Genomic DNA, 11,747 nt, shown 5'->3' on the forward strand with positions numbered 1-11,747 from the left:
GTGGGTCGTTGACACCTATAAACCTACTTCCTATACTCATTTTATAGTAAAATGGTCAATATATATAGTCAAGTAAATAAACATCAATAAATGCTTCTAGGACTTCTACAGTGGGCAATCGCCGACAATTATCTATAACTCTGAGTGACAACTTTTCTGCGGCGTTCGCCTACTGTAGCTTTAATAATGTCAGGTATTCTGCTGTTAGTGCCTAAGTTTTGTGAGAGTTAAATTATTCGATACTTGCTACCACAAATGCAAATATGGCTGGCGACGTTTTACTATTATAAAGAAAAATCAGGTATTTACGAATAAATCAGAGGTAAGGACAACGTGAAAGTTTTAGTAGTAGGAAACGGAGGCCGGGAACACGCGATCGCAACAAAACTGCTGCAATCAGGCAAAATTGAACAAGTATTCTGTGCCCCTGGCAATGGCGGAACCGCCACCCTCAAAGGTTGCCAAAATCTCCCCCTTCCAGTAGATGACTTTGAGGGCATGGAACGAGCCATCTTAGAGCATGATATCTCCTTAGTCGCCGTTGGCCCCGAAGTCCCCCTATCTCTAGGCATTGCTGACTACTTCCAACAGCGAAATATTCCCGTTTTTGGCCCCATCCAAGCAGGGGCTCAAATTGAAGCGAGTAAATCCTGGGCCAAAGATTTGATGCTGGAAGCCGGTATTCCCACCGCCAAATCAGGCACATTTACTGATGCTGATTCTGCTAAAGCTTACATCGCCGTCCAGGGAGTGCCGATCGTTGTCAAAGCCGATGGGCTCGCTGCGGGTAAAGGTGTCACAGTTGCCACCACCCTAGAAATGGCTGAAAGTGCCATTGATGCTATCTTTGGCGGGGAGTTTGGTACTGAGAATATTCGCGCCGTAGTTGAAGAATTTTTAAGCGGTCAAGAAGTCTCAATCTTAGCTTTAACTGATGGTTTGACCATTGTACCGCTGTTGCCTGCCCAAGACCATAAGGCGATCGGCAACGGCGACACGGGCCCCAACACTGGCGGGATGGGAGCCTACGCCCCTGCACCCATTGTCACACCTGCCCTGATGCAGCGGATTCAGACAGAAATTCTACAGCCGACCTTGACAATATTACAAAAGCGTGGTATAGACTACCGGGGTGTTCTTTACGCAGGTTTGATGATTTCCCCAGAAGGCGAGCCCAAAGTCTTAGAGTTTAACTGTCGCTTCGGCGATCCCGAAACTCAACCCATCTTGTCCTTGCTGGAAACGCCCCTCGAAGACATCATGCTGGCTTGTTGTCAACAGCGTTTAGGGGAATTCCCCGCCCTGAGTTGGAAACCGGGGGCGGCTGTTTGTGTGGTGCTGGCCGCTGGCGGCTATCCAGGGATTTATGAGAAAGGTAAAGTAATTACCGGGATTGAGCAAGCCGAAGCTTTGGGGGCGACTGTCTTTCACGCCGGGACTAAGCTGAAAGAGCAGCTAATTACTGACGGGGGGCGGGTTTTAGGGGTAACTGCGGTCGGCGAAACCTTTGAGGTTGCCATCAAAAAAGCTTACGCAGCCGTTGATTGTATCCAGTTTGAAGGGGCTTACTGCCGCCGGGACATTGGACACCGAGCGATGAAAAATTAAAATTTAATAATTAAAATTTAAAAATGTAACAATAAAGTCTGGATTTGCACTTGTCCTCTGGCAAGATATAAAAATCCAATTTTTTAATTTTACATTTTTAATTTTTAATTACCCAAATGCTGGCCTTCCTCAAAAACATCGGAGAAATAATAGCCCATTGGTGGTCGGAGTTTACTCTCCAGACGCGGCTGATGGCGGGAGCCACACTGGTAGTCTCCTTGATTATGAGCGGCCTGACCTTCTGGGCGGTCAACACCATTCAACTAGATGCCCACCTCAATGACACCCGCTACGGCCGCGATCTCGGTCTGCTGCTGGCTGCCAATGTCGCCCCTTTAATTGCCCAAAACGATCGCACAGAAGTAGCCCGCTTTTCCCGGCAATTCTACGGCAGCACCTCTAGCATTCGATATATCCTCTACGCCGACGATGCTGGCGAAATCTACCTCGGCTTACCCTTTTCTGAGTCAGAGGTAGAAACTTCTCTGACTCTCCGTCGCCGGATTCAACTTCCCGATACTTTTACCGCCAATCTTGAAGAGGTCAATTTCACCCCTGAGCCCTTAGTAAAGCAGCACTTAACTCCCGCAGGGGAAGTGACTGACGTATTTGTTCCCCTCGTCCACGAGGGCAAATATTTAGGAGTTTTAGCGATCGGCATTAATCCTAATCCTACAGCCGTCATTTCCTCAAATTTAACTAGGGATGTCACCTTAGCAGTGTTTGTCACAATTTGGGTGATGGTAATTTTAGGGGCAGTATTTAACGCTTTGACGATTACTCAGCCGATTAAAGAATTAGTTTTTGGCGTTAAAAACATTGCTTCCGGTAACTTTAAACAGCGAGTTGATTTGCCTTTAGGCGGTGAATTAGGGGAATTGATTTGTAGCTTTAATGAGATGGCTGAAAAGCTGGAAAGCTATGAAGAGCAAAACATTGAAGAATTGACAGCGGAAAAAGCTAAACTGGAAACCCTGGTTTCTACTATTGCTGACGGTGCGGTGTTGCTGGATGCTAATTTGTACATCATTTTAGTTAACCCGACCGCGCGGCGAATCTTTGGCTGGGAATATAAGAATGTAATTGGGGAAAATGTTTTAAATTACTTACCTGCGGAGGTACAGCTAGAGGTAGCTAGGCCATTGTATCAAATTGCTGGTGGCGATCGCGAAGGGGGAGAATTTCGCTGTTCGCTTACAGAACCAATTAATCGCACTGTGAGAATTCTTGTTACTACTGTAACTTTACATAAAGCACCGGGTTCAGAACCGCTGTGTAAAAGTTGTCTCCATGAAGAAAGAAATACCTGTACCGAGGCCCCGCGCCCCGATGCTTTTGAATGTTCCTTATACTTTGAAAGTGCTAAATCTCACCTTCCAGAAGAGTATCGAGACAACCTGAAAGGGATTGCGATGACGATACAGGATATTACTCGCGAAGTAGAACTAAATGAAGCTAAGAGTCAATTTATTAGCAATGTTTCTCACGAATTAAGAACGCCTTTGTTTAATATTAAATCATTTATCGAAACTCTCCACGAGTACGGGGAAGACCTCAGCGAGGCTGAACGTCGCGAATTTCTAGAAACGGCAAATCATGAGACTGACCGCCTCACTCGCCTGGTTAACGATGTATTAGATTTGTCGCGGTTGGAATCTTGCCGAATTTATCATTTTGACGGTGTTGATATTGCCCAAGCTGTAGAGCAAACCTTACGTACTTATCAACTCAATGCTAAAGATAAAGGTATTGAATTGATTCAGGAACTTGACCCGGATTTACCAGCGGTTTTAGGTCATTACGATTTGTTGTTACAAGTGTTTGCGAATCTGGTTGGTAATGCTTTGAAATTTACTCATTCGGGAGGGAAGATTGCGATTCGCGCTTCTCAGTTAGATGTGGAAGTAAGGGAGGATAAATATGAAGTTGCTAATGAGGAATCTTCCCCAGGAAACTATTCTCTATCACACGCAGTACCGCCTTCTAAGCTGGTGCGGATTGAGATTTCTGATACGGGAATTGGTATTGATGCAGAGGATCAAGAGGCAATCTTTGACCGTTTCTTCCGGGTGGAAAATCGGGTGCATACTTTGGAAGGTACTGGGTTGGGGCTTTCAATTGTGAGGAATATTATTGATAAGCATCATACTAAGGTGCATTTAGTTAGTGAGGTTGGGGTTGGTACTACTTTCTGGTTTGATTTAATGGTTTATCAGCAAAAATAAATAGGGTAATTGGTAATTGGTAATTGGTAATTGGTAATTGGTAATGGCTACAGGATTTATACAAATAGGACTTACGCAGGTCGTCGCAGAAACCGGGTTTTTGAGAGAATCTGTGGTCATAACGAAGTATTTTCGTCAAAAAACCCGGTTTCTTTGGTTGGGTACATAAACTCTGACAAAATATCTGTAACGCTGCTGTCCCGGCGGTTTCTTTACCGCCAAGATGGCGGCGTTACGTAAAGTGTCTAAGTGAAATACCCGGCCAGGTATCAATTGGCTGACTCGATTTAACAATCTGCATCCCCGCCTTGGCAAACCTCGCAAAAGCAGCATTCGCTTGTTCTGTAAAATCAATTATATCGGCAACAACAACGGGCGAAGTACAATCTTCTAGCAGATAAACTTTCTTAGCTAATTTAGAATCTCGTGCCATAATTTCTGTTAGCAAATCCTCAATTGTCCAAGCAACACAATGACTCTTAGCTTGTCCGGCAATAATTACCGTGTCATATTCCAGTAATTTCTGAATAAAAAGCAGATTTTTTTGAGCAATAGGACGACCATCTGCACTATCTAAAACTTCTGGCCGCAGGACTGAATAATTTTCTGTGAGGGGATTGCTACCTTTAATTTCAAAAAGAGTTTGGCTATTGCGGGCTATATTGTGAAAAAATATCGCTTCTTCAACTGCGGATACTAAGGCGTGTCCAATACCTCCTAACATGGAGTGATAGGGCCAAATTGTGAGAGGATATTTACCGTTATCGCTCAGTTTTTGAACGTAGTGCAAGGCGTGTTTTTGCAAGGCTAAATAGTTTCCATCAGCGATGCTGTAACTGATAGCAGGATTCACTTTCCAGATGCCTGTTTGCACATCATTTAGTGTCACCATTGTAGCGGCTGGTACTGGGTGTTCTCCTGCGTCATTAATCCAAAATATCGGATGGAAAATTTGCATCGCTGTGTGGGTATCCATTGTAGGTGCAATGGCTGTAATTACACCTAAATTGCGATAAATAAATTCGCACAATCGCACGTTGTCATCGACCGCACCAGTACCAGAATGACCTGCAACAAATAATTCAAAGTTGGGAATACAAAAAGTGTTTTGGGCATCGATTATCATTAGACAAATGCGGGTTTTATCTTCTGCTGCTGGTCGGATGCTGTTTTGTTTTGCCCATTGTTTTGCATCTATTGCCCTGTTTTGATAGGGTACTCGCCAGACTTCTCCAACTTTTTTGGGGTCGAAGTAAGAAGGAATTTGTAGTTGAGTTTGTGCTGTCATTGTGATTTCCCTACAAACAACTGCTGCAATCCGCTATATATTAGTGTTATTGATACACCTCTAGCTTAGTGTCGATAAAACACATTGTCAAGAGTAGCTAGAAAAATTCCCAATCCCTAATTCCCATGACTTACACCTACGAATTTCCCAGACCTGCACTTACCGTCGATTGCGTCGTCTTTGGATTGGATGAAGACAACCTGCTAAAAATCATGCTGATTCAGCGGAAACTGCCACCTTTTCAGGGACAATGGGCTCTACCTGGGGGCTTTGTGCGGATTGAGGAAAACCTCGAAGCAGCGGCGCGGCGGGAATTGCGCGAGGAAACGGGCATTAAAAATGTATTTTTAGAGCAACTTTATACCTATGGTGATGTTAATCGAGATCCGCGCGATCGCGTTGTCACTGTCGCCTATTTCGCCTTAATCAATTTATCGGAGCACCCGATTGATGCCGCAACTGATGCGACAGATGCCGCTTGGTTTCCCGCTACTAAAAAGCCGCCACTTCCTTTCGACCACGAGCAAATTTTAGCAACAGCTCTTGCTAGACTAAAAGGCAAAGTTCGTTATGAACCCATTGGGTTTGAACTTTTACCAAAAAAATTCACCCTCACCCAACTCCAGAAGCTTTATGAAACAATTTTAGAGCAAAAACTAGATAAGCGAAATTTCCGTAAAAAAATTCTTAAAATGGAGCTTTTAGTAGCGCTAGATGAAACCGAAACCGGAGTTGCCCATCGCGCCGCAAGACTTTATAAATTTGACGAACGCAAATATCATAAATTAAAACAAAAAGGATTTAATTTTGAACTATAATCGGGGTCAATGCTTGCTAAGGAGGTAAAAGTAACATGATATCCAGCTTATGGGCTACTACCTTAAAATTAATCAACTCAATGCCCGCAAGAGCTTATCTTTTGACTGCGATCGTTATTTTCGCTATTTCGGGCTCAGTTATTCGTAAATTAACAGAAATAGGCGCTCAAAACTTAATTAATGGCAGGAATCCTATTTCATTTTGCAATGTTTTATTTGCAGGAAATATTTGTGCTTTGCTGGTTCTAATTTTCGTCTATTACCGACAATGGAATCTGCCTGCATTAAAACAGCTTTCTAGAAAAAATTGGCTAAGTCTAAGCGTAGTTGCTATCCTCGAAGGAGCTTTAGCGCCCACCTTAATTTTTACAGCTCTGGCTGTGACAATGGTCAATAATGTCATTTTGATCGGGCGCATCGAGCCACCTTTAACTTTAATTTTATCAGTATTATTGCTACGAGAACGAGTAAATCGGTGGGTTGTTGGCGGTGCAATTGCTTCATTTATTGGCGTTATTCTAACAATATTACTTCAAACTCCCGATGACAACATTGTAAAAATGGGAGGCGCTATTCATATAGGACAAGGTGAATTAATGACCGCTGGGTGGGCTGTATGTATAGCTATTTCCACTATTATTAGTAAAGCAAAACTTGGCCAAATACCGTTGGGAATATTTACCGTATTTAGAACATTTATAGGTACAATTATCTTTTTTGCAATTGTTATGGTGCAATATGGCCCAATTCATTTTATTGATATTTTCTCGCCTTTATTATGGCAATGGATGTTATTCTATGGAATTGTCATTGTTGTGGGTGGTCAATTATGTTTTTTTACTGGGTTAAAAAAATCTACCGCATCCGAAGTTTCATTAGCTAGCTCTTTTGGCCCCATTGCTGGAATTTTAGCCTCTTACTTAATTTTAGGAGAATTACCTAGCATTGCTCAATATATTGGTGGTACTGTTATTATGGCGGGCATCATATTAACCCAAATAGGAGTTGTTCGCCAAAGCACTAAAACTCCAGTTACAATGCAGAGTATTAGTGCTATGGAAATTGATAGAGAAGTTGGTTTTAAAGGAGTGTAAAACAATTTTTAAAAAATGCAAGATTTTCTCAATCCCCTCTTTAAGTTCAGTAAATTTTTCTGTCAACTAAGAGCATAAATTTATGTTAGAACAACCACCAAGTAGTGCAAATAGAACCATAAAAAATAGCGTTAAATTTTTCTTAATTGCCTCATTAGTTGCGCTCGTTAGCATTTTAGCACGAGCTACCAATATCCAAGAACTTTTAAGAAGCGGATTGATCTGGATTGAGCAGCTTGGATTTTGGGGGCCAGTAGCATTTATTGTTGTGTATAATCTAGCTACTGTTTTATTTATTCCCGGTTCTATCCTCACACTAGGAGGAGGCTTTATTTTTGGCATTGTTTGGGGTTCAATATATGTTTTTCTTGCCGCAACTTTAGGTGCTACTTTAGCTTTTTTGATCGGTCGATACTTATCTCGCAACTGGGTAGCAAAAAAAATTGAGAAGTACCCAAAGTTCAAAGCAATTGATGAAGCTGTTGGTCGAGAAGGATTTAAAATAGTTTTTTTAACACGCCTTTCTCCCATCTTTCCTTTCAATCTTTTAAATTATGCTTTGGGAGTAACGCAAGTTTCCTTAAAAGACTATGTTCTAGGTTCACTTGGTATGATTCCAGGGACTATGATGTACGTTTACCTCGGTTCTTTAGGGGGAGAAATGGCTATAATAGAAAGAGCCTGTTATGCTGTAAATAGCCAAGCATCCGCCGTAAATTTACTTATTAATGGGATCGGTTTGATTGCCACTGTTGCTGTCAGCCTTTATACAGCTAGGATTGCTCGTAAAAGTTTAGAAGCCAATATTTAATAGGAGAATTTGCCATGTCAAGCTCGAAAAGCAATCGCCTAAATATATCGCCAATGGATGTACACAACCAAAGATTAGTTTCTTATTTACATCCGCCAGATTGGGTAAATCCTCAACCAGTTAGCCGTTATAATTTAGTGGTAATAGGAGCTGGGCCAGCAGGATTAATCGTTGCCGCAGGTGCAGCAGGTTTAGGTGCAAAAGTTGCTTTAGTTGAAAAACATTTAATGGGTGGCGATTGTTTAAATGTCGGTTGCGTGCCGTCAAAATGTCTGATTAGTTCCTCCGTTATTGTTGCTAATATTAGAGATGCGAAGCGATTTGGCATTGGAGTTCCTGATAATATAGAAGTGGATTTTGCCGCCGTAATGGAAAGACTGCGGCGGTTAAGAGCAGGAATAAGTGATGTGGATTCAGCTCAACGCTATCAAGAAAAATTAGGTGTTGATGTTTTTCTAGGAGCGGGTCGTTTCTCCAGTGATGATACCATCGAAGTAGCAGGTAAAACTCTACGTTTTAAAAAGGCAGTAATTGCTACAGGTGCGAGAGCATTGCAACCACAAATTCCAGGTATAGAAGAAGCTGGATATCTTACTAATGAAACAGTATTTAACCTTACAGAACAGCCGAAACGTTTAGCAATAATTGGCGGCGGGCCCATTGGTTCCGAATTAGCTCAAGCCTTTCAGCGATTGGGTTCCGAAGTAGTGTTGCTACATAAAAATGCTCACATTTTAGACCGCGAAGATACTGATGCCGCAGAAATTGTTCAGCAGGCTTTTATCCGAGAAGGAATTCAGCTAATTTTACAATCTAAAATTAAGAGGATTGAGCTAACAAACGCAGGTAAAGTTATCTATTATCAATCCCATAACCAGGAAGATGCAATCACTGTTGATGAAATTCTAGTTAGTGCGGGACGTTCCCCGAACGTGGAAACCTTAAACCTTGAAGCTGTCGGCGTTAAATACGATACAAAAAGTGGGGTGTTTGTCAATGACAACCTGCAAACCAGTAATCCTCGTATTTATGCTGCTGGCGATGTTTGCATGAACTGGAAATTTACTCATGCTGCTGATTTTGCCGCCAGAATTGTCATTCAAAATACTCTATTTTTAGGACGTAAAAAACTTAGCGCTTTGACAATGCCTTGGTGTACTTACACAGACCCGGAGATTGCTCATGTAGGAATGTATGAGCAAGAAGCTAAGGAAAAAGGGATTGAGATAAATACATTTTTTATTCCTTTTAGTCAGGTAGATAGAGCTGTTACTGATGGGGAAGAAGAAGGATTTGTAAAAATTCACGTCAAGAAAGGTAGCGATAAAATTTTAGGTGCAACAATTGTGGCTAGAAACGCCGGCGAAATGATTAGCGAAATAACTCTGGCAATGGTTAACAATATTGGTTTAGGAAAAATTGCTAGCGTGATTCATCCTTATCCAACTCAAGCGGATGCAATTCGCAAAGCTGCGGATGCTTACAATCGTACTCGGTTGACACCTTTTGTAAAAAAACTGTTTTCTCAGTGGCTAACTTGGACGCGATAGGTGTTAATAAGTATATGAATAAATTAAAGGTAATAATGTCATTATAAGCCTAACAATTTCATTGCGAGCGAAGCGAAGCAATCGCATAGCATCGAGATTGCTTCGCTCTGAACTTATTAGAAATCACCTTCAGCGACCTGAAATACAGTCAAACCTAATGACCTCCACATATCAACAACTTGCTGACGGTCATCCAAGACAAAACGAATATTAAATTTTCCTGCGATATGTTGGCGGTAAAATTCCTCCTTAATAATCGAATCTTTCCGCTGGTCTCCATTCTTTCGCATATAAATATTAGTATATTTTACCTCATATTGCTGCAACCATTTTTCAGTTTGAGGTTGATAGTTATCTGTGCGACCCGATAGCACGATAACATTAATACTTGACTGCCACTTGCGAACAGTTTCAAGCACTGGTTGATTCGGTAAATCGCGTTCGCAATTAGACGCATCATACGGATTTCTACCATTTAGTAAAGCTAATGTACCATCCATATCAACTATGATAGCATCTGGGAGTTCGGGGTTATATTCTGGAGGCGGTACGGGAACGCGGAGGTATTTATTATACATTTTCATAATTACATCTTTGCCAACTGAATTGAGTCTTTTTAAATCGCGTTTAATACATTCTTCTAGAGGAACCTGGAGAAAAGAATCATTAACTTCAACGACAGCTTGACCTTTAACTAGCGCTTTGATATGTTCGATATGCGGCCCAAAGTTGGTATCGTCAACAATCACATTTTTACCAGATTCTAGGGCCATCAAAATTGCGGCATCTCGGAGTTGAAGAATAAACTTTTCATTGGCGGGAGACCAATAAGAAGCGTGAGCCATTTCTCGCAAAAGGTCTTTATTTGTTCGCACCCATCTACCGGGTTCTGATAACAGTAGGTCATTAGCAAATTTAGATTTTCCAGAAGCGGGTAAACCCACAAGTATAATGACTCTTTTCATAGTAATTGGTAATTGGTAATTGGTGATTGGTAGTGGCTGGTTATATTTTGCTAGTAATCACTAACCACTAACTACTAACTATTAACTAACTCATCAAGTTTAGCAATTGGGAATGTGTATTATCATTATAACCCCAGATTAATGTATTCTAACCCTAAAAGTTCCTCTGCTTTCTGAATAGTAGCATTACGTAAAGATTCTTTGACGCTAGCAATTTTTCCAGACCTCAAAGAAAACAAAATCCCAGAATAGGGTAAGTGCTTGATAGCTAAGGCGAAATCTTTCTGGTTTTCGATATGTTGATATTGCCGATAAACTTCCTCTACTTCTTGAATTAAAGATAGATATCTATTTTTAACTTTCTCGTAAAGTTCTGTCCACTCAGGGAAATAAGATAAAAACTCCTCTCCTTCATTTGTTAGTATAATCTCGATCATTCTGCGGGTAGAAAATCCTTCCCTAAGATGAGAAATTGCGACATATTGGGGAGACTTAACTTTGACTCTGTTGAAGTTACCATCGCAGATGATATATCCTTCAGAATTCATCGGATCTAAATGTTCAGCAGCTTTGATAACTTCTGTCCAGCTAGTTAAAGGATAGGATGCAACTAATTCCCATCCATATTTTTCTGTCCAAATACTAGGGTCAGACTCTAAAAGTGTTTGAATATTTCTCACTCCATGTAGTATAATTTGATTGTCTTTTTGCTGAACAACTATCCGGTTGTAAGGAGTCATTAATTCAAAGATAAAACATTGCTCAGTTTCTTGCGGTAACTGATATCCTAGTTCGTTCCAAACTTTCCAGAATAGTTCCGCAAAAGTAAAGCCAAAACCGTTAACTTCACCGCTAGCGTCAGGAGTGCCGCTAGTTTGTACTCTCCACTCGCCATCGTAGAAATAAATAACAGTGAGAGAACCGTCTAGTTTTTCATACACTTTGGCACTACTCCAGTCAATCGGAGTAGCATGAATTTCCCCATAATTAAAGAATTTGTTATAAGGATAAGAAATTATTTGCCAATCTTGAGATGAGTCTAAGATAATACCTCGGCACTGCTGGACTATTTTTTCACCCAGAGGAGATTCAATCTGGGAGTATTTCAGACAGACGAGGTGAGGATATTTCTGATGTCGGGATAATTTGATATGATAAGTGCTGCATAAGCTATCTAATCCATGCTGACGCAAATAATCTTGTAGTTCCATGATGATTTTCTAAAGGGGAACGTACTATTTATTATCTATTATGTGGTAACGAAAGGCAATGAAAGAGTTGAGAGGTAATTACCTCTCCTTTCTACCTGAAAATCTATTATGCTCCCGTATTTAATAGTATCATTATCAATAGTTTAAGGCAATGGGTGTAAAAAAGTTAGGACTTAC

The 11,747-nt window shown here is 41.1% G+C and carries 9 protein-coding genes; 6 read left to right on the forward strand and 3 right to left on the reverse strand.

What is annotated here, in order from left to right; genetic code table 11:
* Positions 1-333: 333 nt before the first annotated feature.
* A complete protein-coding gene (gene purD / locus OSCIL6407_RS0107355) occupies positions 334-1,608 on the forward strand; it encodes a phosphoribosylamine--glycine ligase (RefSeq protein ID WP_007354079.1) in 1,275 nt (424 codons plus the stop codon).
* A gap of 116 nt (positions 1,609-1,724) precedes the next feature.
* Entirely contained in the window at positions 1,725-3,833 is a 2,109-nt protein-coding gene (locus tag OSCIL6407_RS0107360; protein WP_007354078.1) for an ATP-binding protein, read from the forward strand.
* 232 nt (positions 3,834-4,065) lie between these two features.
* Here the strand turns inward: OSCIL6407_RS0107360 and OSCIL6407_RS0107365 are convergent, their stop codons facing one another.
* Positions 4,066-5,121, reverse strand: coding sequence for a cysteine hydrolase family protein (locus OSCIL6407_RS0107365; RefSeq protein ID WP_007354077.1), 1,056 nt, complete (start codon positions 5,119-5,121; stop codon positions 4,066-4,068).
* Between the two features lie 125 nt (positions 5,122-5,246).
* Between OSCIL6407_RS0107365 and OSCIL6407_RS0107370 the strand changes: the two genes are divergently transcribed.
* The 4 genes from OSCIL6407_RS0107370 (at position 5,247) to OSCIL6407_RS0107385 (ending at position 9,394) form a co-directional block, all read left to right on the forward strand.
* The gene (locus tag OSCIL6407_RS0107370) at positions 5,247-5,939 is read left to right on the forward strand and encodes an NUDIX hydrolase (RefSeq protein ID WP_007354076.1); all 693 of its coding nucleotides are present in this window, start codon (positions 5,247-5,249) and stop codon (positions 5,937-5,939) included.
* A 35-nt stretch (positions 5,940-5,974) separates the two neighbouring features.
* Positions 5,975-7,033: a DMT family transporter gene (locus OSCIL6407_RS0107375; protein WP_007354075.1), complete on the forward strand. Its 1,059-nt coding sequence runs from the start codon at positions 5,975-5,977 to the stop codon at positions 7,031-7,033.
* A gap of 82 nt (positions 7,034-7,115) precedes the next feature.
* Complete coding sequence (locus OSCIL6407_RS0107380; RefSeq protein ID WP_007354074.1) at positions 7,116-7,844, forward strand: TVP38/TMEM64 family protein; 729 nt, start codon at positions 7,116-7,118, stop codon at positions 7,842-7,844.
* 14 nt (positions 7,845-7,858) lie between these two features.
* The gene (locus OSCIL6407_RS0107385; protein ID WP_019487072.1) at positions 7,859-9,394 is read left to right on the forward strand and encodes a mercuric reductase; all 1,536 of its coding nucleotides are present in this window, start codon (positions 7,859-7,861) and stop codon (positions 9,392-9,394) included.
* 116 nt (positions 9,395-9,510) lie between these two features.
* Here the strand turns inward: OSCIL6407_RS0107385 and OSCIL6407_RS0107390 are convergent, their stop codons facing one another.
* A complete protein-coding gene (locus OSCIL6407_RS0107390; protein WP_026103674.1) occupies positions 9,511-10,359 on the reverse strand; it encodes a phosphatase domain-containing protein in 849 nt (282 codons plus the stop codon).
* A gap of 125 nt (positions 10,360-10,484) precedes the next feature.
* Positions 10,485-11,570, reverse strand: a complete 1,086-nt coding sequence (locus OSCIL6407_RS0107395) for a T4 RnlA family RNA ligase (protein ID WP_007354071.1) — start codon at positions 11,568-11,570, stop codon at positions 10,485-10,487.
* Between the last annotated feature and the right edge of the window lie 177 nt (positions 11,571-11,747).

It is taken from the genome of Kamptonema formosum PCC 6407 (genome assembly GCF_000332155.1).
Classification (GTDB): Bacteria; Cyanobacteriota; Cyanobacteriia; order Cyanobacteriales; family Microcoleaceae; genus Kamptonema; species Kamptonema formosum.

Excerpts from the sequence above, each read along its gene's own strand:
- OSCIL6407_RS0107360 (WP_007354078.1), top strand. The coding sequence starts at position 1,725 with ATGCTGGCCTTCCTCAAAAACATCGGAGAAATAATAGCCCATTGGTGG.
- OSCIL6407_RS0107365 (WP_007354077.1), bottom strand. The coding sequence starts at position 5,121 with ATGACAGCACAAACTCAACTACAAATTCCTTCTTACTTCGACCCCAAA.
- OSCIL6407_RS0107370 (WP_007354076.1), top strand. The coding sequence starts at position 5,247 with ATGACTTACACCTACGAATTTCCCAGACCTGCACTTACCGTCGATTGC.
- OSCIL6407_RS0107375 (WP_007354075.1), top strand. The coding sequence starts at position 5,975 with ATGATATCCAGCTTATGGGCTACTACCTTAAAATTAATCAACTCAATG.
- OSCIL6407_RS0107380 (WP_007354074.1), top strand. The coding sequence starts at position 7,116 with ATGTTAGAACAACCACCAAGTAGTGCAAATAGAACCATAAAAAATAGC.
- OSCIL6407_RS0107385 (WP_019487072.1), top strand. The coding sequence starts at position 7,859 with ATGTCAAGCTCGAAAAGCAATCGCCTAAATATATCGCCAATGGATGTA.
- OSCIL6407_RS0107390 (WP_026103674.1), bottom strand. The coding sequence starts at position 10,359 with ATGAAAAGAGTCATTATACTTGTGGGTTTACCCGCTTCTGGAAAATCT.
- OSCIL6407_RS0107395 (WP_007354071.1), bottom strand. The coding sequence starts at position 11,570 with ATGGAACTACAAGATTATTTGCGTCAGCATGGATTAGATAGCTTATGC.